Source organism: Bradyrhizobium acaciae (assembly GCF_020889785.1).
GTDB classification, from domain to species: Bacteria; Pseudomonadota; Alphaproteobacteria; order Rhizobiales; family Xanthobacteraceae; genus Bradyrhizobium; species Bradyrhizobium acaciae.
This window is the reverse complement of sequence record NZ_JACMYK010000005.1, coordinates 126,628-150,077: the sequence shown is the minus strand read 5'-3', so window position 1 is coordinate 150,077 and position 23,450 is coordinate 126,628. Positions and strand designations below refer to the sequence as shown.

Sequence of the window (23,450 nt, the reverse complement as noted above, 5' to 3'; positions counted from 1 at the left end):
GTCGGGCGCCCACAGCGCTTCACACGACGCGATCGACGACGCAAAGTACCTCAAGGCTCTCGTCCCGAGAAAGCGTCAGGTAAAGTTAAGCCGTGATTTAGAAGGGACTGGCCGACGGATTTCGACATCTGAGGTAATTTCCAGCGAGTTCGATCCGCATTGGATATGTGCGTGCTTCTGGAAACTTCTTCACCATCCAGGAGTGATCGCGCAACCGCATTTTACTCGTTTCCGTCGTGTCCAGTTTTCCTAGCTCCCCCAGTTGCCTCTTATCGCGGTAGGTCAGCTCGAACTTCTCTTCGCGACAAAACCGCACGAAGCGGCTCGCGATTTCCTCGTCTGCGAAATGAAATTGAAGTTCGCCCGGCTGCACCACCAACGGTCGGTTTCCTTTGCATAGGTCCTCGCCACCTAATAAAGCTCAGCGAACGCCTTGGTGCTGGCCTTGAGCATTACCAACCACGGGCAACTTCTTGGCTCAAAGATCGGTGGAGCCGGGCGAACGACGGTCGGCGTCGGACTTCTCTTCGGCTACTTTGCCATCCGGCCCTTCCGTTTCATGAGCCTGCTGCGCGATGCGCGTTGAGCCTGTACGCGCACTCGCGCGTCGCGCCCCCAAGCCGAGGTTGGGTTTACTTGTCTTTCAGCGCAGCATTTTGCCCGCCCTTGCGCTTGTCTTCCTGCGCTTCATATTGCGCCTTGACCTTTGGATCGGTTGTGTCGCCCGCGACGGTGTCGGCTTCACTGCCATCCAAGCCCGGCGCGGCCTTGATAGCCCCCGCTATGTCGCTCGTCTGCGAGCCCTTGCGGATGAACGGCTTTAGATACGCATCCAGCTTGCCTCTGCCCGGGTCTTCGAGTTCTTCCGTCAAAGCGGCGAGGTATTTATCCTTATCCGTCGCGGCCCAGCCGATCCCAATGCCCGCACGGCGAGCAAGTTCTGCATGGATCAGCATGATGGAACGACCATTGCCGTCGAGGAACGGGTGACCATAAGCGAGATAGCCCATCACTTCGCCGGGCTTTTCCGCCATGAAGGTCTTGTCCTGTCCCTTTTCCAGCGCGTAGTCGATCGCTTTGCGAATGTCATCGGGATGAGCGAAGAAGATAGCGCCTTTTTTCACGTGGATGTGGGACGCGTTTGTGTGCCGATCTTGTCCAGCCCAAGGGAATACGGCCTCGAAGAGCGTTCTATGCGTTTTTAGAACGTCGTCGTAGCTCAGGGAAGGCCGCGCCTTGAGATGATCCAAAGCCGCGTCGATGCCGGTCAGGAAAGAATTGTGCAGGAGGCGCTGAACGATTTCGGGATCTTTGGCTTTTGCGACATTGCGCAAATAGCCGCGCGACGCAAAATCCCCGAACGGATCAAACGTCACGGACGGCTTTCGCGAAGATAGCGCGCCTGAAGCCGCACGGCCTGAACACGATCCAAAAGCCCGGCCCGCTGAAGCGCGACGATAGTATTCTCGATAGGATCGAAATTCACATCATCGCCAGAGAGGCGCGTCACGTGATGGGCAAAGACATCGTTCGAGGTCACGACCACCGAGACGTTATTGGCGGTCGCCAGCCTCTGGATAACGCCAGCGGTGTAATGGGGCTTGGTCGCGGAACGTTGGGCCGACATGGATTCTCCTTCCTTCCAATATAGTACGAAAAGGGCTGAAAATCCATTGAGTCGCAGCCTTCTAGGGGTTTTGTACGCCCGTAAGCCCCTGAAAGACCTAAAGAATTGGTCCCACGCTTTTCCATCTGAGCGGAGTCCTTTGGAAGGTCGACGGAGCGTTAGAGGCCCAGGGATTTACCCAAATGAAAGTGGCAAGCTCGGCTTTCTGATCTTTTGTCTGCCTGCCAAAAATGGCACTCCCTCGCAAACCTGCGACGCCCCCTCCACAAAACCCCCGTAGCCAGCGTTGAACGGTTTTGTCCGAAGCGCCAATGGCTCGTCCTGTCGGAGCGCTGCTTCGACGCAATGAAGCGTCACGCCGCTGCGTCGGGCGGTTCTCTGCGTCTACTTCGGTCGAATAGCGGGGCTTTTGTCTCATTGGACAACATAGCTTGCCAAAGTTCTTTGAACGGCTTTTCCCCGAAGACCCATCCCTCCCTCAAAGCGCAGGCACGGAGCCCTGAGGCTCGACAGCTTCCCTTCAGCAAGCTATACAGGAACATACAGCGAACAAAACCCTTCTGGTTGCGAGTCCTCGCGATGCATCTCGACTGAAGTATTTCCCCAGTAGATCATGAGGTTAGGGGCAGGCAGCTCGCCCCTTCTCTGGATGACGCCGATTCAGGAGTGGTAGCGATTGTCCTTGTTCCGTCATTTGCATGATGAGGCTTTTTTGGCCTTCTCGCGCGATCACAAGCACCTGTACGCGGCCTGTCTGCTCGACCTCCTTGAACGCTTCTTTTCAGGCGCGCCGTCGTTCCCGACTCCGCAGCAGGTCGTCCACGCCATCTATGACGTCATGCGCGCCAACCCGGCCCTCTGGAGCGAAGGCGACGACTTCGGCACCCTGCCGGAAATGATCTCGGCAGGTCGCCGCCGTATCCGGAAGGCCGACGTCGCGCTCGCGTCCGAGAGGGGCGACAAGGCGCTCGGTCTGGCACGGCAACTCTACGCGCGGCTGCTCGCCTGGGGTTGGCTTGAGGAGGAGGAATACGGGCTCCGTGTCACGGTCGACATGGCTATGGGACCGCTGCTCGTGATCCAGCGGCTCGCGAGCCTCAATAAGGATCTCTCGCAGCGGTTCGGCGGCTTGATCGTGCAGATCCGCCTCAATCTCGAAGCCGTCGAAAAGCTGAGACCCGAGATCACCGACCGCAAGCAGCGCGAAGCCGCGCTCGCCGTTCGCGAGGCACGCAACCAGGCCGACCAGTTTACCAAGAGCCTACGCGCCACTCTGGCCGATCTGAAGCGGATCCGACGGACCGTCATGGAATCGAAGACGGTGGCTACCCGGCTGGAAGCCTTCTTCGAGGAGTTCGTCGACCAGCTCCTGCTGAAGGATTTCGAGTCCATCCTCACCGTCAACCATCCGTACCGCTTCCGCGATGCCATCGTCGATCTCGCACGGCGGATCTCCTATACACCGGACACTATGCAAGTCCTCGCCGAGGAGTACACCGCTTCCAGCATGGCCGCCGACGTCGAGGACGGTCGAATGGCGGCGGCCGACGATCTGCTCGCAATCGAAAACATCTTCGAACAGATCGGCGAGATGTTCGAACGGATCGAAGCCTTCCGCAGGCAGCTCGAAGCCCGGGTCCGCAACACCATCAAGTACGCCGAGCGCGGCGGGCAAGGACTCGTCGGCCGGGCCGGCGACCTGGTACGGCGGCTGGACGCTCTGCTGCGAGACGGCAGGCACGACAAGGCAACCGTCGAATGGAGCATCGAACCGCTGCGGTCGCCTTGGTCGGAGCACCATCAGGCGCCAGCCAGGCAGCCGCGCCGCCCGGTCGAGGCGAGGGAGCTCGCCGGCCCGCCCTCGGACCCGTTGTATGAGCTGAGGAAGAAGCTCCGTCTCGAGTACATCGCTCGCATCGCGCCCCTGCCCGAGGATGTCAGACGATTCCTTGAGGACCAGGTGCCGCCATTCGCGACCAAGGAAGCTCGCTTCATGGAAATCGACACCGTGGACGACTTCCTCGCGTTCGATTGCGCCCGCCGCTATGCACTGACGGGCGAGGTTCCGCCGCAGGTCGCGGCCGGCTTCGATCTGGAGCCGCGCCCAGACACGCCGCCCCACGACAGCGAATGGCTTCGTTGCGCGAACTTCCTGGTCAGGCGATCCGGTTGGCTCCGGAAAGCGGAGGCGCCCCATGCTCAGTGAGTTCGAAAACGTCGAGCGCTCCTTCGGTACGGAAAAGGCGGGCGACCTCCGCAAGGCGCTGCACTTCCTGCTGCGGCGGCAGTTCGTGTTCGCGGGAGATCCCAGAACCGGAACCGTCTACAACGTGATCATGGACGGCCGCTTCCGCAACGTGGTCGATGACTTCTTCGATAGTTGCGGGTACCGCGTCCATCGCGATCCGGAGGCGCAGTGGGCCGGCATCGTCGCCATGGACGACGACGTGCCGCTGCCCCGGATGAAGCTCGACGAAACCATCGTCATTCTGGTGCTGGCAGCGTACTGGCAGCAAGAGGTGAACGTCGGAGCGGTCGAAGACCGGGCCGTCGTGGTCGCCACCTTGAATGACCTGTTCGACCGCTACCGCGAGATGGCGCAACACGGCGGCGGAGGCGCGATCTCGGCCGCCCGCTTCCGCGATATCCTGCGCGAGACCGCCCAGCGCAGCCTTGTCGAGATCGGCGACTTCGATGACGAGCAGCAGGACTGCGAGGTCAGAATCCGCCCGATGATCAAACTGATCAGCGGCGGCGACGCCCTGCAACGGCTCGAGCGCTACGTACGCAGCGAGGAGACCCGCTTTCCGCAGCCCGCGGGAGACGAGGCATGATGGAGCTACGCCACCTGACGATGGTGAACTGGCATCTGTTCGACGTCGCGGACATCGACATCACGGGGCACGTCGGCGTCCTTGGCGAGAACCGTTCCGGCAAATCGACGATCCTCGACATGGCCCAAGTCGTGCTCACCGGCGGCAGCCGGCGGTTCCTGCGTCTGAACGCAGTCGCCGGCGACAGTGGAAAGTCGCGTAGCGGCTCGAAGCGCAGCGTCGTCGACTACTGTCTCGGCACGCTCGGCGAGGACCAGCGACGGCGCGACGAGGCGCGCACCTACATTGCGCTCGGTTTTGAAGACACGGAAAACGCGCGGCCGCCGGTCACAATCGGCATGGCGTTCGAAGCGCGGAAGTCGGACAGCAGGGAAACCGTGCTGGCGCTGTTCGTCACCGTCGGCGCTGTTCTAAGCTCCAAGGACTTCATCGAACAACGTGGGAAGTTGCAGTTCCCGGCGCAGTGGGAAGACGTGCGCGCCCGGATCGTCGCGGCGGTCGGTGAAGGCAACTTCGTCAACCACCGCGATCGGGCAGGCGACTACGTCCGCGAGTACATGCGCCATCTCCTGCCGCATTCGCCCTACGGCGAGCAGAACGCAAGCGCCCTGCAAAAGTCGATCGTCAATGCAATGACGCTCGATCACAACCAGACGGCCACGCAGTTCGTGCGGAACTATATCCTCGAGGACAGTCCGATCGGAATCAAGGAGCTGCGCGAGTCGATCCAGACCTACCGCAATATCAGCGAAACGATCCGGAAAATGCGCCTCAGACTCGAAGCCCTGAGAGCGCTTCGGGAGATTCTCGCCGCACTCGAAGAGGCGCTCGAGACCAAGTTCAGAGAGGAGTGGATCGCCAAACGCGCGGCCTGGCTCGCGGCGCGGGCGATCAACCTGGACTTTAAGACCAAACGGCGTACCGAGCTGGCGCGCCGAGATGCCGCCGCGAAAGAACTCGAATTCATCGAGGAGGACGTCAAGGCCATAGATCAGGAGATCGAACGCCTGACGGCGGCGATCGCCGAACACGATGCCAAGACCGGAAGAAAGTCGCTGCAGCAAAGCGCCGATGTGGCCGCGCAGGCGGCGCAGCGCGCCTCGGCCGACTTCAAGGCACGCCTGGATAACATCCGTCGCCTGCATCCGCTTCGGGCGATGTGCGCGGCCTCCTTCGAAGACTTCGTGCCTGCGCTGGAGCATCTTCTAACCGCCGCCGCCGGGGCTGACATAGCGGGCGTCTCAGACGAGCTCTCCGCGGCCGAGAAATCCTTCGCGACCAGCGGTGCAAAATGGCTGCCGAAGATCGACGAAGCGCGTCAAGCGATCATCGCGGAGCTTTCAGGACTGCGCGGCCGGCGCGACGAGGTGCTCGAACGGGTCCGACAGCACGCCTCCGGGGGGGCGCGGGCCTATCTTGGCGACGACACTGAACTCCTCTGCCGAAGGCTCCGGCAGAAGGGCATGGCCCCGCGCGTGCTCTGTGACATCATCGAAGTCGCCGAACCCGAATGGGTGGGTGCCGCCGAGGCGCTCCTTGGCCGCGACCGGGAGGCGGTGTTCGTGGACAGAGCGGACATCAGCGCCGCCACCGCGATGTTCAAGGAAGGCCGCCGCGAGTTTCGCCACGCATCCCTCGTTAGCCTGAACAAGCTCGAGCAGTTCAGGGCCAAGCCGGAGCGCGGCAGTTTCCCCTCCATCTTCCGGAGCCAGGATCCGGACGCGATGGCGTTCATCATGCGCCGCTACGGCACGGTCCGTCTCGCCGACACGCTCGATCAGTTCAATAGGCCCGGCCGGGCCATCATGAAGGATGGCCTCTACGACGATGGACTCGTCAGGACCCATCGCTGGATCGAAGCCTCGCAGCACAAGATCGGAAAGGCGGCCCAGGCGAACGCCCTGCGCTCCCTGCAAGATCAGGCCGAGGAATTGGATCGGCTCATGGCTGACAAGAGCAAGGAGGCCCAAGCCGCGGAGCAGGCCTTTGCCGCTCTGAAGAACATCTGTGAGGGGCGTGACGACCTAAAGGCTTTCGCTGCGGCCTGCGCGGCCGCGCAGACCGAGATCGGCGAAGCGCATGCCAGACTCGATGCACTCGACGGCGCGGGCGACGGCGGCATTCGCGACAAGAAGCGAGCGCAGCAGAAGCTGAAGGACAAGAGGCTCGACGAGAGAAAGACCCAGCAGAAGGCGTTTGGCGAGCATGACGGCGAACTCAGATCGGCCGAGAGGAGGCTCGGAGATGGAGAGAACGTGCCGGGCTCCGAGCTCAACCTCCGGGTGGCCCGGTCGATCTACCGCAAGACCTTCCCGCTCTACTCCGCAGCGAAAGGCAGGCTCGTCTATCGCGAGCGCCTCGATGCCGCAGCAAAAGGCGGTTTTGCTGAGAAACACCGCGCCATCGCAGACAAGGCGGTCAAAGATGCCGATGCGTCGGATGTCGAGCGCGTCCGGATCGAGCGCCGGGTTCGCGAGTTCCTCTACGATTACTTCGACCAGTTCGGGATGAGCTCGCAAGTTGGCGCAGAAAGCGAGCCGCTACGCGAGGTGAAGCCCTGGATGGAGCAGCTCATCTCGGATATTGAGTCCAACGAGCTGCGCCAGTACGAACGGCAGGCCCGAGAAGCGGCAGAAAAGGCCTCGACGTTGCTCCGCGGCGAGTTCATCAACGCGCTCACGGCGCGGATCGGCAAGATGGAGCGGGAACTGCAGTCGTTGAACCGTAGCCTGCACGCACATCCCTTCCACAACGAGAGATATTCCTTCCATCGCACCCAAGTGGTGGAATTCCAGCCCATCCTGAAGATCATCGAGATCGCCAAGACCTCTCCGGAGGCGCTTGACATGCTCTTCCGGGGCGATGTGCCCGATGACTTCCCGCACAAGGATACGATCCTTGCACTCGAGGCGCTGCTAGAGGATCCCGACAAGGACTTCACCCAGTTTGAGGACTACCGCAACTTCTACACCTTCGAGATCCACATGGAGGATGTCGCTACCGGCCGCTCGACCCGCTGGGAGCAGCGGCGCGGCACCGGATCGGGCGCCGAACAGCAGGTCCCCATCTACGTCGCCATCGGCGCTTCGCTCGCCGCCGTCTACGGCAGCGCCGAGCGTCGTACGGGCAAGCCCGCCGGCTTCGCTCTCGCTATGTTCGACGAGGCCTTCTCGAAAATGGATGGCAAGAACCAGCGGCAGATGATGAGCTTCTATAAGAATCTTGGACTCCAATTCGTGATCGCGGCGCCGTTCGAGAAGCGGGTCGCCGTGCTCGAGCACATGGATACGATCGTGGAAGTGGACCGCATTGGCGAGCAGTCCAGAGCCACCGTCGTGCAACTGAAAGCGAAGGCCAAGCGCGAGCTGATGGCCATCGATCCGGACCTGATGTCCGAAGATGAGCTCGCTAGCCGTCTGGCCGCCGAGTAGCCATGGCGCGGCGTTTCACGGACGCGAACGACCTCTTGAATGACCTGCTCGATCGCTTCGAGGCCGGGGCCGCGAGCCCGATCGCCCACCCGGATTATGCCGCCTTCGCCTCGGTAGTCGCGGCGGACGCCTTCCTCAAACAAATCAGGGAAGCCGAAGGCACCGGCGCGGTGTCCGTTGGCTGGGGCCGAGGCGTCAAGCGGGATCAGGTCGCACACGTGCGGCTGGCCTCGGCGGAGATCCTATACCGATATCTCGACCGCACTCCCGCGTCACGGATTGCGCAGGACGCTGCGGCAAGGCTTGCCGCCGGATCGGCGCTGCGCGACTCTCTGAAGACCAGCGCTTCCCAAATCGCCGAGGTCTGGGGACGGGGGAAGACGTGGCACGGATTCGCTTCGTCCGACGTCGAGATGCTGCGCGACGCCTTCGTTCTCGCTCAGGCCATCCTGGACAACAAGCATCTGGACGTCGACTACAAGACCTTCTCGCGACGGACGGTGGGTCACAGCAAGACGCTCGAACGCATCGAGGGTGCGGTCGTGCGGCTCCTGAGCGGCATCCTGGAGTTTCCGCCCGGCGCGCGGCCCCGCGAGGCACTGCGGGCAATCGGACTGGAACGCTTCGCGCCACCGCTGCTGGTCGCAGGAAAAATCGACCTCGAGGGAGCCGACCTCTCCAGGATTTCTCCACATTATCTCGGAATCACTCCCAAGGAAGCAGATCGCGTCCGTTTCCGGGAGCCGCCGACGTACATTCTGACGGTCGAAAACTTCGCAAGCTTCAACCGGCACATTGCAGAGGCCGACCCCCGCCGACTGGGAACGACGATGTACGTCGGCGGTTACCCTTCGCTCGCCACCCAGCAGGCGCTGCGGATGATCGCAGGTTCAATATCCGAACAGACGCCAATCTTTCATTGGTCGGACATCGATCCCGACGGGACCTGGATCTTCCACACCATCGAGCGCGCCATCGGCCGACCGATCCGACCCCACCTGATGAGCGTCGAAATTGCCGAGCGCTCGGGACAAGTGCCGTCCAAAAAATCCGCACCCGCCCGATGCTCACCAGAATCCGGGATCGCGCGGCTGGCAGCGTACCTGGCAGAGGATGGAGCCAAGACGCTTGAGCAGGAAGAACTCGATCCCGTTTTGCCAGAGCTTCGTTAGAAATCCGTGTCGGTGTGAGGCCGACATCGCGCCGTCCGCAGTTCAAGGATCTCGGCGAAGGAGCCTGTTCCGACCGCAAGCCGGCCGATTTGCCAACTTACGCCCGCCTCTGCCGCCTGGCGTCGCAGATTGGCAATCGGCACCCTAGAATACTTCACGTCTACCGGAGTACAGGGCCCCGATTCCGTCATAGATGCCGAGGATGCTTCTATGACGTGGGCTCCTTGAGTGGCGAAGGCATCTCGTCCGGCGATGCATCTTCTGTGCGGCGTCAACGCGCCGGGCCGATCATTCCCTTCACCTATGTCACTGACAAGCCGCAGTCGGTCAGGTCGACCACGACGTCGCTTGTAGAAACGACGCCCTTGCGGTGAGTGATCGCCAGCACGGTCACATCTTTGGCTAGCGTACGGATATGGTTCATAATGTCCTGCTCGGTTTCTTCATCGAGCGCCGAGCTGGCCTCGTCAAGAAGAAGGATCGCCGGCTCGCCATAAAGCGCGCGGGCAATAGCAATACGCTGGCGCTCCCCGCCGGAAAGCTTCAAACCACGTTCTCCAATTGCTGTGTCAAATCCTTCAGGCAAGGCCTCGATCAACGGGAGAATAGCGGCTTTTTCCGACACAGCGCGAAGGTGAACTTCGTTGCGGGGCCGCCCTAGCAGGATGTTGTCGGCTAGCGACTCATTGAGCAACATCACGTCCTGCGGCACGACCGCAACTGCGGCATACCAATCCGCACGTTCGATGCCCGCTATATCGGTTCCATCTACCAGAATACGACCGCGGTCCGGTTCAATCGATTTTAAGACGAGCTTAAAGATTGTCGATTTTCCCGATCCCGATTCACCGACAAGGAACGTGATCCCACCCCGCCCAGCAATAAACGAGACGTTCGCAACGCCACGACCGTTGTCGTAGGCGTAACCGATGCCCTCGAAAGAGAGCTGGCCAGCGGAGGGCGTGAAATCTTGAGCGTGAGATGGTCGCCGCTCTTCGGGTGCGGCCCATAGTCTAGCCAGAGGGATGAGATCGGCTCGCGACCGCGCCACATCAGAGATGGCACGAGCAACCATCTCGAATGGCATATTGAGCTGGAGTAGAAGCGTGTTGAATAGCACCATATCCCCGATGGTGACCGCCCCGACCTGGTATTCAGGTATGAGAAAGAAAAACGTGACCGCAAATTGTAGCGCGACGGCTGGGCCGAGCACGGCGATGTAGGCAACGCGTTGCAACACATAGGCGCGCCAGTTATCACGCACCTCCCGCGCCGTCATCGCAAAGCGCTGGCTCATCCACGAATGACTGCCGAAATAGCGCAGCGTATCCATGGAGCTCATGACGTTGCCAACGAAACGCGCATTGTCCTGTCCCGCTTCTCTGGCTCGTTCCAGGAACACGTACGCCCGACGCGTGGAACTCCACGTCAATGTAATCAGGACTGCGCCATAGACGACGACGATTGCAGCGATCTGGATATTGAGGAGCGCGCCGAGAGTAGCGAACGTAAGTAGAAGTTGTGTTGCAGCAGGGATGAAGACGACGATCCCAAGCTGGACCAAAGCCGTCAGGGCGCTGCGCCCGCGCGCCGCCGCATTCTGTATCTCTACGGGATTGTGCTCAAGAAAAAAGGTCGCGGTTTTCCTCAGGATGCGATCAAAGAAGCCTGTTGCAGCGATGAAGCCCAGGTTCTCGGCTGTCATGAAGGACAGATACTGCAGCATGCGCTGCAATGCGGAGGCCACCCCGAGAAGGACTGCATAGCCTGCGAACCCCCACGCAAGCACCGACATGTCTCCCTCGCGCGGGAGACGGTCAATGAGACACGAAAATACATAGGGCGCTCCGACGCTGGTTGCGCTTGAGGTCAGCACCACGGCGACGACGACGAGAAGCAACCACCGATCGGAGCGCCAGTACGCATGCAAAATTTCGGAAACCGGTGATAACGTGCTGCCGTTCGACATATCTAGCGGGTAGAGGAATGGGCTTTGCTTAGGTTGAAAGAGCCGACATAGACCTGTTCGCATAACGATTCCATGCGAGCGCACGTGAAGATGCTCGATGAGGGCTCGCCTGACTTTCCGTTTACCATTGCTTGGCGTCAAATCAATCGATCCAGCACGGTCATCAACTCACCAAGGCTGGTAGGTTGTCGTCCGCCTTCACACATGAGAGATCATGCTTTGTGGCGGGTTGGCAAAACGCCAGCTGCGAATTTTGCGATTCTTGTTTGGTGATTGCGATCTCGACGAGGCGCTATGGGATCTCACCTTGAAGCGCGTCCAGGCGACATTAGGCAGGAGGTTTGGACTCAGCGATTTTAGCAGCGGTTAAGACCCGTGCCTGCCTCGGTGACAAAGGGTACTCAGCAGTGCGCGTTATCGGATCGTTGTTAAGCACCCTGTCTTTATCCGCGTGATCCCAAAGTTTCGGTGGCGAAACTTGAACAGCCTCAGAGACACGAACGCAATGGCTTTGATCAGATCGCAATTGGCTTGGCTTTTGAACAGAGCTGGACGTACACATGTGCTCGGTAAATTTTGATCTTTACCGGCAGGCGAGCCTTGGAGGCTTACGGCGAGATAAATGTATTCGGGCGCTCTGAAGTTCGCGGCTATGTTAGAAAGTATTGCACCCGGTATGCTCAATCGCGAACACCGAGTAGCGACCTTCGCCTACATCGTCCGCCTCTTTGCCTTTTGCCGGACCGATATCGGAGTTGTCGGAATGCTCGCACGCGCGACGCGATCCAGCGAACTTCTTTTCCTGTCCACAGTGCTCCTCACAGACCGGCTGGCCGCGTCACCAAGAGCAGATCCAGCCACTTCGACCAGGCGACGCCTTATATGGGACGCGCCGAGTCGCCGGCGATTCCCAGACCGCGTTCAGCCTCTCAGACGGCTTTGAAGTGCCCGCCGATCGACGACGAGGCTCCTAAGGTTCAGGTCTGGCTGCGGACCTGCCGCTAATCGACTGACCAGTGCTCGGGTGTCATCAACCACGACGACGCCGCAGTCATCTCATTCCTCTGTTGGCTTAGGGGAGCGTCTTGCAGATTGGCCTGGACTCGTTCAGCGATCCGGCTGCGTATCATTATATCCAAGAACTGAGTCATAGTGATAGGCAACCAGCTGGCCCCGAACGCGGCGATCACCAGCAGGAACGACCAATGGGAGCCAAGGCGATTGAGGTCTGTAGCGCTAGCATCATTCGCCGGCAAGAACAGGAAGTCGGCTGTAGCCGGAGGAGGAGGATCCGACTGCTGTCCAGCTAGCGATCGGCGCCTCCATCCTCGTCCTATGCTTGGTTGTCTTCGCCGTTAGTGCCGCACGCACGACGGATCGGTCAAACAGAAAAATAAGTCGCAGATACCATCCAACGGGTCATCCGCGCATTGAGGATATGACGTATCGGCTACCTGCATCTTGGTGGCGACGGGTTGGGCGGCAACCTCAGCAACAAAGGTCGGCACCGCCGCCATTCCAAGCGCAAGGGCGTTCGCAGTCACTATCACGAATTTTTTCATTCTAGAGTCGCTTCCCTAGGTTGGCCCCAGCCGACTACCACGTCTATCTGATCGCACCGGAAGTGGTACAATTGATTTTCTCGATCGGGTCTATCTACGGAATGGATACGTTCGAATAGCTCGGCAGGACCTCGCCTCACGTCAATAGAAGTCGGCCGAGCCGTTTATGGTCGAACACTCTCGCCCAGCCATCGACGCTATCGATGCATTTATCGAAGCAATCGGAGCACCCTGGTTTGTTGATCATCGTACACTGTGCGTCGCAATAGTTGGGACCGCACGGGTTTCCCGACGCCCCCATGCGTCACCTTCCGATTAGTGGATACGCGATTTCTTCACGGCCGATACGGCCAGCGCAGTCGCAAGGGCTGGATCTTCAAGCAATGAAACTCGTCAGCTGATTGACAGCTAAACCCTCTAGCATGAGATCATCTCTATTATTCGGACACGGCTGGGCTTGATGGGCACAAAGTCTCGAACAGAAGAAGGAGTTGGATCCCCTCAACATACCGCCCCATCGAGAACCAGATCCGCTCCATTTTATTGCCGTTGTGCATGTCTCGGTTTTCGACCCTCGCGGCTCGCTCAAATCGGATCAACTTGTCCGATTTATATCGACAATACTACCAAGGGAAATGGAATGAACCCGTTTGACAATATCGGCCCGTCTGCGACTTTTACGGATTGCGTCGAGCAGCAACAGGAAGAAACGGGGCAAGCAGACTTTGAGCAGCGGCTTGGAGAGCGTCAGCCGAGCCTCCAAACATCAGATGCGACTGGGGCGGAATCGTCCCGGACTGACACGGAAGGCAATTTGAGAGCGCAGGCTATTCAGGAGGACGAACGGTGCGCAGCTGCATCCTTCATCAGGACGCGCGCTCAGCTTGCCGCGACGCTGACCTGCGCAACCGTTGCGGAACTCAGAAGAGAAATCGAACTCGCTGCGCAAAAATCGGCACGATGGTCGAAAGCAACTGGGCCGTCAGCCGGCGGCATCGATAGTGGCCGCGTTTAAGACGAGGTGGTGGCATCGTCGTACGTTGAGCTGCAGCGCTTTCAGAATCACGCCAGCCATTGCAAGCCACAAGTACTGGACCGTCTAAGCGCGCTGGACCATTTGCGTTTCCAGGCGGCTTTGCGTTACGACGCCGCGCCCTTGAATATTTGGGGAGGCCAACAACTTGATCTGGGTCGCGCAGCGGCAGCGCATATGAGAGGGGACACCTATTCTTCGCCTTTCGTATCACTGTCCGAGGATGCTTCACAACTGCTCCTGTCGCCGGACGATGACAACGAGTATGGCGCTAAAGCAATCGCGGAAAGCGCGAACGAGTTGCACACCTACACGGTGCCACGGGTCACCACCTGGACGGCCGAAGAGATCGTCGGGATCCTTGAGGACGGGACTGAGAATGATGAACCCAATCTTGCATGGGTGAGCGATACCCCAACCGAGGAGCGCGAGGTACTGTTTCTGGGCGGGAATCTGGATGACTATCGGACCGCTAGCGAATTGAACCCATACAAAAAGTCAGAGACGAGAGGATGAGGTTAAAGGGTGCGAGAAAGCGCGACATCTCTTGTCGTGCTGATCGTAAAAATCGGAAGCAGCGTTGTGGCATCTATAATGCCTGATCGGAGTGGCCAGCGGGGGCTGGCCCGGTAGCGGGCGTCGACCATCAAAGTGTTCGCCGAGATCTGCATCGTCTTTCAAAGACGTCGCACTTGCCGTCGGAGGAAAAGCGAGTTATTTCGCTCGCCGATAACCCAATATGCTCCATTATAATCGCCGGAGCTCCCGCTCGGTCTGACAGCAATGCCAGCAGAGCACAACGAGCTTGCCGCCACGCCGGCGCGGTCGTGTCCGTCACAAGATTAGTGTTTGCAGAGAAGCACCGCCCTCACCGGCTTGGACACTCGGAAGAACGAAAAGCCCCAGCTCCTTCTGGGGGCCTGGAGGCCGGGATGCTGGGGCTCTCGTCGCCTTATCCAAGAGAAGCAAAAGGAAAGGCAGGCTCATTGTGCATTACGAAGTCGATTTGTCAAACCAGAGCGCACAATTTTCTATTGGCATGCCCACATCGGAAGCAATCCCTCTGGAGGTTACTTGTCAGTTGGTGACTCAGTTGGGCGACGCACATGCAGGCCTTTCGCGACAAGGGACGACATCCGCCCCTATCGTCAACGGGATCACGCACATGGGGATCACGCATATGTTTCTCCGGCTGCCGCGCTCAGCGGCTGGCTTCGTGCCCACGCGCCGATCTTTGGCGTAACCAATGGCCTCATAGAAAGCTTAATTGCCCGTGATCGAAAATGATCCGGCTCTCCGGCCGACGAGCCTCTCGCGGATTTGGTGCGTGTTCTCTTCCTCCGCGCTCCATCCTCTGGGAGATGGAGCCCGAGGAGCCTGGTGCGGCTCAGGTAATCCGCCGGGCCGACCTGGAGGCATGCTGCCATCCAACGGCATGTTGTCGCAAGACAAGAAGCTTGCTAGATTCCCAGTCGCCCCATCTGCGCTGACACGTGCCCAGCATCGGGAAGGTGGTACAACGCCTGGCCGCCAGCTCCAGTGCTCAACAAGGACTTGCAAAACGCAGGTGTGAGCTTGCCTCGGTGGATCACGACGTTGTCGTGCCCCTCGGCGGCTCGGGCGTTCTGCCAGTGCCGATTATAGCCGCGCTGTTCATCGGACTTCACGTGGCAAGCGGCGAAGTCACGGTCCCCCAGCATTGGCAATTGCCAGGCATGTATCGGCCGCTTGGTATGGATGTGCACCCACATCGGGCTTGGCCTCGCACCACTGCTCAGCGCCGCCGGCTGCAGCTTGACCTCGAACAGCTTCCCTGGCTCTCCCTGCAAGGCGCGCGGTGGATCGACTGGCGCCAATTCCCCCGCCGCCCGCAATTGCTCAAGGTACCTTTGCGACGGAAACGCATAGGTCTTCATGCAATCGCTCGTGATCGCCGCCTTTCGTTCGTTCAATGACTTTGCCTGCCCCTTCACCTCGGACCGCATCGCCTTGAGCCGAGATATTTTTTCATGCACTTCGGGCACCTGCGCCGGCGTGAGCAGGACCCGGCGGCGAGGCTCCTTCAGCGCGACTACACAGGCCTCAATCTCGGCAGCCTGCGTCTGCAGGCGCGTAATGACGAGATCCAAGACGTGGTCGGCGTCCTCGGGCTTCATCTGGCGCGCTTGCGAGACGGCACTTTGCTGAGCCGGAACGTTGAATTGCAGCAGTTCGTCCAGTCGCTCAAGTAATCTCGCCAGCGCTTTCCTTGAGGGCGGAGCCTGCCACATCTGCAGGTGCTCGGTAGCAGAGGTTGAGGCGCTCGCGCGTGCCTCCTCCGCGGTCACGAGTTTTTTGGTACCGAGGTCCGAGAGCACGATAACCTTGCCGGTCGGGGCCGTGGCCGCATCGGGCCTGGCGAGTTGCGACTCGGGTGGGCTGGCCGTCGAACTTCCCTCGCCTGCGGCGGCTACGCCCCTTCCTTTGCCCTTTCTGCGCGCTGCACTGCTTTCGCCCACCATGGCGGTATTTTGCGGCAGCGCAGGCCAAGCCGGTGGTTCAATTGTGGCTGCCAACTTTGGCTGCAGTGCCAGCAACCGCATGACTTCGTTCGCCGTAAGCCACGCACCTTCCACGATCTGGTCCAGCAACTGCAACGGAAGGTCAGCTCCTGATCCGGCTTCCCTCAGCGTGGCAACCATGGAACTCACTCCTGGAGCGAACTCCGAAAGCCGCTCCATGACACCTTCTAGAACGGCGCGATGCTCGGCGTCGAGCGGCGCCCCGTTGCTGTACATAACGGCATGGCCTGTCGAGACGAATGCTGGGAAAACATCTTCGATGAAGGTCCCGAGCAGACGCACACGCCCGTTCTCGCCCATGAGGGCTTCGTGCGCGTTTGGTTCCAACGTGCTCGCTCGCGCGTCAATCAAGAACTCCGCCAGAGCTATACGCGATTGCAGATACATGCACTTCATATTGAGCGCGCAGCCGGTGTGCAGCCTTAATGCGGCCGCTTCGGCCTTGCGAATCTCGGGCGTAGCGCTTGGCAAGTCGGCAGTAGCTGCGCAGACCGATTGCATCCGCTCCGCGCGCAGTGCCTTCTTTCCCCACCACTCCATGTGGGCCGCATGATGTTCCGCCACGCTTGCGACCGAGCGGCTCAGCTGGTCGGGCGTAGCGACGCCTTTCAACCTCTCGAACCAAATTAGCGCTTCTTTTCTCTTCTTCTCCACTTGCTCAACAATGTGCCTGGCCACGTTGTTACATTGGGTGGCTGCGTCAAGCGTGTCATCGCGGAGACGGCGGGCTCGATCGTCGGGCAGAATGCGACGCGCCAAATTTGGTGGCAGATCGGCGTAGTAGTCCAGAGCTGCTGAGCCTGCCCTGACGACCTGGTCGATCAGCTTTTGCGCCTCGGGCAAGTCCCGGGCTTGCCTGGCCACTCGACGGCAAGTTTCAAACTCCTCAAGGAGGCTCCCAAATTTTCGCTTTGCTGCGTTGATCTGCTCCCGCGCTGGCGCAACCACATCTAAATCTGGTGGCTGGTTCGCGAGCGGCACGGCTCGCTCCTGAGGCCCGGAGCGCATCCGCTCCACAACGGCGTCGAAGGATTGGCTGCGTTCCCCAGCGACGACGCCGAGTTCCCCGAGGCTGTCGGCTGCTGCAGTCCCAACGTGCGATTTGCCGGCTCCGCCAATGCCCGTCATGCTTTATCTCCGATTAAGTCGATGATGTGCCGCCTGTCTGAATAGACCGCTTGGCTGACGAGTAGCTGACCAAGAGCGTTCTCCCGGGATGAGCAAGAAAGCTCATGTCGCCTGTGGTTCCATTTCCCGTCGCAGCTCCTGTGTTGCTGAACTGCGGGCATGACCGCGTGAGTTGCGGGATAATCAGCTGAAGCACGTGACGGCGGACTAACCTGTCCTGGTCGTGATCTGCTTTGTCGAATGCGGCAATACCGGCCGCGAGGCGATCCGTGGTCATCTTGCCTCGAGGCCAGTGGTGTGTTCACGCCAACTGGACGAAGCCATCCAAATGCTGGAGAGCACCAGGCAACACTCGCTCCTGAACAGCGAATTGTGGTCGGGCGGAAATTGGCCAGCGCAGATCGATCAAGACCTACGGCCGCCGCACGCGTCTCACGATCCGGCAAGGAGACTTCGAGCGAAGAGTTTACGAAGCCAGCGGCCACGCACCAAGTTCGAGCACGTCCTGATGCAACTTAGAAAGCCGATCAGCAACAAGATTTTGTCGCGTCCGAAGCGAGCAGAACCGACGTTGCGCAGGTTCCTTTTCAAACTACATCTGGCCGAAGCCGGCACCCATCCAGGCTCAGTCAGATCACCCTCATAGAAATACGGCAGCGAGCGTACCAAGCACACCGAGCATTAGCCCGATCAGCGAACCGGTTGTCGGAACGTCTCCAAAGAGGAGAAGGGTGAGTATCGGTTCCACCACCAGAATAGCTCCCACTGATATTGCGACAATGATCCAGATATTCTTCAGATGCATGTAGCCCAGGGCGTATCCGAAAACGAGGAGGATGCCACCGAAAGAGATCAGCAGAAACATCGGCAGGAGCATTGTCACATCCCCGCCGGATTTTCCAAACCGCCTTGAGGCAATCAACTCGGCGATGATCGAAATCGCTTCTCCAAGGAAAATCGCTGCCACCGCTACAATCTTCAATATCAAGCTCATCGACCTTTACGGTTGCAGCTATTCAAGGCGGCCCGAAGATGGGGCTTTGAGGCGCCGTTGGCCTTGCCCTTTTCGCTTGTCAGGCGCCTGCAAGGCCGCCCGGGCCCGCTACACCTGTCGCTCCTTACACGAGCGCCACTACGCCTGCCCGGTTGCCGACCGGATCCCGACATGCAGCGATTGTTTGGCGCCGATCAAAACCGCTTTCGCTACCTGCGGCAACGAAAGCGGCTCAATACAAACCCAACCGCACCGCGTGCCGCCTGCCACCGACGCGATCAGGGACTAGGTGCAATCTGCACGGGCAGCGCGGAATAGCCGTGAACGAAGTTTGACGCGATTCGCTCGGGCTCGCCGACAACCCTGATGTCGAGCCCTGCACGCAATATTTCCTCCCAGAGGATATTCAACTGCAATTGCGCAAGATGCCGACCAACGCACCGATGGATACCAAATCCGAACGACAGATGCTGCCGCACATTCTTGCGGTCGATCACAAAGCTGTCGCCATTCTCGATGACTTCTTCATCCCGGTTGCCAGAGATGTACCACATAACGACCTTGTCGCCCTTGCTGATCTGCTTTCCACCCAGAATGCAATCTGCAGTGGCGGTTCGGCGCATATGGGCGATCGGGGTCTGGTATCGAATAATCTCGGACACGGCGCCCGACACCAGCCGCGGATTGTCGCGCAGTTTTCGCAGCTCGCCGGGGTACTGATTCATGAACAGGACGCCGCCGGTCATCGAGTTGCGGGTGGTGTCGTTGCCTCCGACGATCAGCAGGATCAGATTGCCGAGAAACTCATCCGGCTCCATATTGCGCGTGTCGGGCGAATGTGCCATCAAGGAAATCAGGTCCAGGCGCGGCTCGGCATTAATGCGCTCGTTCCAAAGTCGTGTGAAATACTCAAGACATCCGGACAGGATTTTCCTTCGCTTTTCCCAGCTGTCGATGGCATGGCCGGCTCTCGGAGGTGTGACAGCTACATCTGACCAATAGGTCAGCAGCCGACGGTCTTCGAAGGGAAAGTCGAAAAGCGTGGCGAGCATCTGCGTCGTCAGCTCGATCGAGACCATATTCACCCAATTGAACGAATCATTGCGCGGCAAGCCGTCCAGAATCACCCTGACCCTCGAGCGGATCAGACTTTCAAGCTTCGCCAGGTTGTCCGGTGCAACTATCGGACTTACAGTGTTGCGCTGCCGGGCGTGTTTTGGAGGGCCCATCTTGATGAAGCTCGGGGTCCAGTGCTCGTCAGGCACGTCGACGATCGTGACACCCTGCTCTGATGAGAATGCCTTATGGTTTGTATCCACCGCGACAATATCGCGGTACTTCGTGACGGACCAATAGGGGCCATAGCGGCTGTCTAGGCAGTAGTGAACGGGATCCTCCCTTCGCAGCCGCTCGAAGTACCCCCATATGCTGTCATCCTGAAAGCGCTTGGCTTCGCTTACATCCAGCTTGCTCAGCGGGATACTCGACGCCCCATCGGCTCTGCGTGCCGATCTCGCTTTCATGATGGGCTCCGCAGATTTTGCTCGTTCGAGAGCATCCGGATCCGCATAGTCGCTATCCCCGACCGCCCTGGTGTGTTAGTTGCGAGCATGTCCTCGCTCCAACAGAGTATCTCAAAGCGCGGGGCGGCCTCTCCTACCATTTCCGGCAGCCAGAACCGCATTGACTTTCCATATCGATCTGCTTGTTGCTAGTCGAGATCCATCATCACTCTGGTTCGGCGCCGGCGTTGCGCTGTAAAGGCGGGCGCAAGCTCAGAACGCAGCTCCGCCGCCCGCATGCGGCGAGGGTAAGCTTGTCAAACTGGGCAACGCATACTCGTTTGAGCGCCGGCCGAGTGCGCAGGTTCAATATCGAACTGCCTACCTCTGTCGACGCCAGGACGGCCGATCCTCCACAAGCATAAAGACCTGAGCGACTGATCGTGAGTGGCGCCAGATCCAGCGGCTTTTGCAGTCACGGTCTGCGATAATCATTTTGAGTGGACCAGCTCGATGTCACGAGATGTGGTCTTCCTGCGCGGTCTCCAGCCGACTTTCGCGAAAAGTCCTAGGTGCACCAGAATCGAAGCGCAAAAGCGTTGTTGCGTTCGTGCTAGATGCGGGCGAAAGTAGCCCATACGCCCTCTTCGCCGTCCCAGCTGCCGCGGCTCGCTGCCTTGGAGTACTCCGTAGCGCGCTGCTCAAAGAAGTTGGCGTGCTCGACCCCATTGAGGATCTCGACCAGCCAGGGCAATGGATGCGGCTTGAGCTGGGTAAACCCGCTCTGACCAGCCTCAAAAAAATCGAAGACCGGGGCAATCCCGAGCTGGGTCAGCCGCCAATCGGCGACATAGCGGACATAGGCATGGATCTGCTCAGGGCGCATGCCGTCGATCTCACCGAGACCAAAGGCGAGATCAACGAAGTTTTCCTCCAGCTTCACCATGGTCCTGGCGACGTCGATGATGTCGTCGCGAACGGAGCGCGTCACCGCGCCAGTTTCGCGGTGCCATTCGTGAAATAGCTTGATGATGCCCTCGCAGTGGAGACTCTCGTCGCGCACTGACCAGCTTACGATTTGCCCCATGCCGTTCATCTTGTTGTGCCGCGGAAAGTTAAGCAGCATGGCAAAGCTCGCGAACAAAGCCATGCCTTCAGTAAAGGCGCCGAACATGGCCAGGGTGCGAGCGACGTCGGCCACAGTATGGACGCCGAATTCGTGCATGTAGTCAGCCTTGGCGCGCATCTGCGCATAGCCGCGGAATGCCTCGAACTCGGCCTTGGGCATGCCAAGCGTCTTGAGCAACAACGCATAGGCGTCAATATGGACGGTCTCCATATTGGTGAAGGCAGCCATCATCATCTGCACGGTGAGCGGCTGGAAAATCGGGATGTAGCGCTTGAGATAATTGTCACCGACCTCGATGTCCGCTTGAGTGAAGAAGCGGAATATCTGGGTGAGCAGCGCGCGCTCGTTGGCAGTGACACGATCCGACGCCCAATCCTTGAGGTCGGAGCCGAGCGGAACCTCCTCGCCCATCCAATGGGTCTGCTGCTGACGTTTCCAGAACTCGTAAGCCCAGCCATAGCGATCAACGTCATAGCTTCCGGTCGAGTCCAGGAGGCCGACCCGTCCCTTGCCGATCAACGTGCGCGGATCGACAGCCGAGAGGTCAATCACTGACATGCAAGGCACTCCTCATAGTCGGTGCGCTGCGGCTGCGGTCGTTCCGCCTCGTCACCGCCGCTGATTTTGCCGGCGAACGCTGCGCGCGAGATCGACTTCGAACGGCAGTAATAGAGGCATTTCAATCCGCGCTCCCATGCCGTCCAATGCAGCATATGGAGATCCCACTTATCGACGTCGGCCGCCAGATAGAGGTTGATCGATTGGCTCTGGCAGATGAACGGCGCGCGGTCGGCGGCGAGCTCGATGATCCAGCGCTGGTCAATCTCGAAAGCGGTGCGAAAGATCGCTTTCTCGTGCTCCGAGAGGATGTGGAGATGAGCGACCGATCCCTCGTGCGCTATGATCGACTGCCATATCGCCGGAGTGTTGGCGCCCTTGGCCGTGAGTACCCTGGCGAGATGCGGATTGCGCACCGAGATGGCGCCAGACAATGTCTTATGGGTGTAAATGTTGGCCGGGACTGGCTCGATGCAAGCGCTCGCGCCGCCGCAGATAATGCTGATCGAGGCGGTCGGCGCAATTGCGATCTTATGGCTGAATCGCGCCATCACGCCGCGTTCCAGCGCATCCGGGCAAGGGCCGCGCTCGAGAGCGAGCGTCACCGACGCCGCGTCGGCATCCCGCCGGATTTTCCGGAACATGTTCAGATTGAACGACTTGGCCAGAGCGCTCTCCATCGGAATGCCCTTGGCCTGAAGGAACGAGTGCAAGCCCATGACGCCTAGGCCGACGGAGCGCTCGCGTAGGGCAGCATAGCGGGCGCGCCTCATGCCCTCCGGCGCCACCGTGATGAAGTGGGTGAGCACGTTGTCAAGGAAACGCATGATGTCTTCGATGAAGCCCGGCTCCTCGCTCCACCGGTCCCATGTCTCGAGATTGAGCGATGAGAGACAGCACACCGCGGTGCGCTCCTCGTCGCGATGATCGGTGCCGGTCGGCAGGGTAATTTCGCTGCACAAATTGGAGGTCGAGACCTTGAGGCCGAGGTCGCGCTGGTGCTTGGGAAGGGCGCGGTTCACGGTGTCGATGAACAAGAGATAAGGCTCGCCGGTCTGCAGCCGGTTCTCGAGGATACGTTGCCACAGCTGGCGAGCGTCGATCTCGCGAACCATTTCGCTGGTCTTTGGACTGCGAAGCGCGAACGCTGTCCCGGCTCGCACGGCATGCATAAATTCGTCAGTAACGTTGATGCCGTGATGCAGGTTGAGGCTCTTACGATTGAAGTCGCCGGACGCCTTCCGGATCTCAAGGAACTCCTCTATCTCGGGATGTTGGACATCGAGATAGACTGCCGCCGAGCCGCGCCGCAACGAGCCTTGACTGATCGCCAGCGTCAGGCCGTCCATGACGTGGATAAACGGGATGATGCCCGAGGTGACACCGCCCTTAACCTTCTCGCCGATCGAGCGAACATTCCCCCAGTAGGTACCGATGCCGCCGCCGTTGGAGGCAAGCCAGACGTTCTCGTTCCAGGCGCCGACAATACCTTCGAGCGAATCCGAGACCGAATTGAGGAAGCATGAAATCGGTAGACCACGCAAGCTGCCGCCATTCGAGAGCACCGGCGTCGCCGGCATGAACCACAGTCGGGACATTGCATCATATAGACGCTGAGCATGTGCAACATCGTCCGCAAACGCGCACGATACCCGCGCAAACATGTCCTGGACGCCTTCGCCGGCGAGCAGATAACGGTCGGTCAATGTCAGCTTGCCGAACGATGTCAGGAGGCTGTCGCGCGATCGATCAAGGGCAAGGTCAGACGGCTTTGGAGCTGGCGCGAGGGGACGCGGCAGCGGAGCCAGCGATGGAGGCGGCGCAACAGACCGCTGAAGCGGGGCAGGCGCTGCCTGTGCTTGCGCTGCCCGCACACTGGATGGTGTAACAAGATGACCCTGCTGATCGAAATCAAAAGACGGCGACATCGGCAACCCCGCGATGTTTGGA

17 protein-coding genes are annotated in these 23,450 nt (G+C 59.7%); 7 read left to right on the top strand and 10 right to left on the bottom strand.

Annotated features, from left to right (window positions below):
• Positions 1–97: 97 nt before the first annotated feature.
• On the bottom strand, positions 98–379 hold the full coding sequence (locus H8A92_RS04485; protein WP_229194644.1) for a hypothetical protein: 282 nt from the start codon (positions 377–379) through the stop codon (positions 98–100).
• Between the two features lie 66 nt (positions 380–445).
• Between H8A92_RS04485 and H8A92_RS04480 the strand changes: the two genes are divergently transcribed.
• Complete coding sequence (locus H8A92_RS04480; RefSeq protein WP_229194643.1) at positions 446–586, top strand: hypothetical protein; 141 nt, start codon at positions 446–448, stop codon at positions 584–586.
• Between the two features lie 46 nt (positions 587–632).
• Here the strand turns inward: H8A92_RS04480 and H8A92_RS04475 are convergent, their stop codons facing one another.
• Together H8A92_RS04475 and H8A92_RS04470 are read right to left on the bottom strand one after the other, a co-directional pair.
• Positions 633–1,376, bottom strand: a complete 744-nt coding sequence (locus H8A92_RS04475; RefSeq protein WP_229194642.1) for a Fic/DOC family protein — start codon at positions 1,374–1,376, stop codon at positions 633–635.
• Entirely contained in the window at positions 1,373–1,627 is a 255-nt protein-coding gene (locus tag H8A92_RS04470) for a hypothetical protein (RefSeq protein ID WP_229160131.1), read from the bottom strand. The genes H8A92_RS04475 and H8A92_RS04470 overlap by 4 nt, the downstream gene beginning before the upstream one ends.
• Positions 1,628–2,303: 676 nt before the next feature.
• Here H8A92_RS04470 and H8A92_RS04465 point away from each other — a divergent pair.
• From H8A92_RS04465 to H8A92_RS04450, 4 genes are read left to right on the top strand one after another with little or no spacing between them, the layout of a single operon-like run.
• Positions 2,304–3,833 (top strand): Wadjet anti-phage system protein JetA family protein, encoded by a 1,530-nt coding sequence (locus H8A92_RS04465; protein ID WP_229194641.1) that lies wholly within the window; start codon positions 2,304–2,306, stop codon positions 3,831–3,833.
• Entirely contained in the window at positions 3,823–4,461 is a 639-nt protein-coding gene (locus H8A92_RS04460) for a DUF4194 domain-containing protein (RefSeq protein ID WP_229194640.1), read from the top strand. The genes H8A92_RS04465 and H8A92_RS04460 overlap by 11 nt, the downstream gene beginning before the upstream one ends.
• Positions 4,458–7,892, top strand: a complete 3,435-nt coding sequence (locus tag H8A92_RS04455; protein WP_229194639.1) for an SbcC/MukB-like Walker B domain-containing protein — start codon at positions 4,458–4,460, stop codon at positions 7,890–7,892. Before H8A92_RS04460 ends, H8A92_RS04455 begins: the two co-directional genes overlap by 4 nt.
• A gap of 2 nt (positions 7,893–7,894) precedes the next feature.
• Entirely contained in the window at positions 7,895–9,064 is a 1,170-nt protein-coding gene (locus tag H8A92_RS04450) for a Wadjet anti-phage system protein JetD domain-containing protein (protein WP_229194638.1), read from the top strand.
• A gap of 301 nt (positions 9,065–9,365) precedes the next feature.
• Here H8A92_RS04450 and H8A92_RS04445 read toward each other — a convergent pair whose 3' ends face one another.
• Both H8A92_RS04445 and H8A92_RS04440 read right to left on the bottom strand, forming a co-directional pair.
• On the bottom strand, positions 9,366–11,033 hold the full coding sequence (locus tag H8A92_RS04445) for an ABC transporter ATP-binding protein (protein WP_229194637.1): 1,668 nt from the start codon (positions 11,031–11,033) through the stop codon (positions 9,366–9,368).
• Between the two features lie 1,355 nt (positions 11,034–12,388).
• The gene (locus tag H8A92_RS04440) at positions 12,389–12,595 is read right to left on the bottom strand and encodes a hypothetical protein (RefSeq protein ID WP_229194636.1); all 207 of its coding nucleotides are present in this window, start codon (positions 12,593–12,595) and stop codon (positions 12,389–12,391) included.
• Between the two features lie 640 nt (positions 12,596–13,235).
• On the opposite strand from H8A92_RS04440, the gene H8A92_RS04435 reads away from it, so the two are divergent.
• Entirely contained in the window at positions 13,236–13,610 is a 375-nt protein-coding gene (locus H8A92_RS04435; protein WP_229194635.1) for a hypothetical protein, read from the top strand.
• A gap of 9 nt (positions 13,611–13,619) precedes the next feature.
• Positions 13,620–14,144, top strand: coding sequence for a hypothetical protein (locus H8A92_RS04430; protein WP_229194634.1), 525 nt, complete (start codon positions 13,620–13,622; stop codon positions 14,142–14,144).
• A 944-nt stretch (positions 14,145–15,088) separates the two neighbouring features.
• Here H8A92_RS04430 and H8A92_RS04425 read toward each other — a convergent pair.
• The 5 genes from H8A92_RS04425 to H8A92_RS04405 form a co-directional block, all read right to left on the bottom strand.
• Positions 15,089–17,317, bottom strand: a complete 2,229-nt coding sequence (locus tag H8A92_RS04425) for a hypothetical protein (RefSeq protein ID WP_229194633.1) — start codon at positions 17,315–17,317, stop codon at positions 15,089–15,091.
• 640 nt (positions 17,318–17,957) lie between these two features.
• Positions 17,958–18,284: a hypothetical protein gene (locus H8A92_RS04420; protein ID WP_229194632.1), complete on the bottom strand. Its 327-nt coding sequence runs from the start codon at positions 18,282–18,284 to the stop codon at positions 17,958–17,960.
• 305 nt (positions 18,285–18,589) lie between these two features.
• A complete protein-coding gene (locus tag H8A92_RS04415) occupies positions 18,590–19,834 on the bottom strand; it encodes a cytochrome P450 (RefSeq protein ID WP_229194631.1) in 1,245 nt (414 codons plus the stop codon).
• 592 nt (positions 19,835–20,426) lie between these two features.
• Positions 20,427–21,500 carry a ribonucleotide-diphosphate reductase subunit beta gene (locus H8A92_RS04410; protein WP_229194630.1) on the bottom strand — a complete coding sequence of 358 codons (1,074 nt, stop codon included), beginning with the start codon at positions 21,498–21,500 and terminating at the stop codon, positions 20,427–20,429.
• The gene (locus H8A92_RS04405) at positions 21,491–23,428 is read right to left on the bottom strand and encodes a ribonucleoside-diphosphate reductase subunit alpha (protein ID WP_229194661.1); all 1,938 of its coding nucleotides are present in this window, start codon (positions 23,426–23,428) and stop codon (positions 21,491–21,493) included. Before H8A92_RS04405 ends, H8A92_RS04410 begins: the two co-directional genes overlap by 10 nt.
• Positions 23,429–23,450 lie beyond the last annotated feature (22 nt).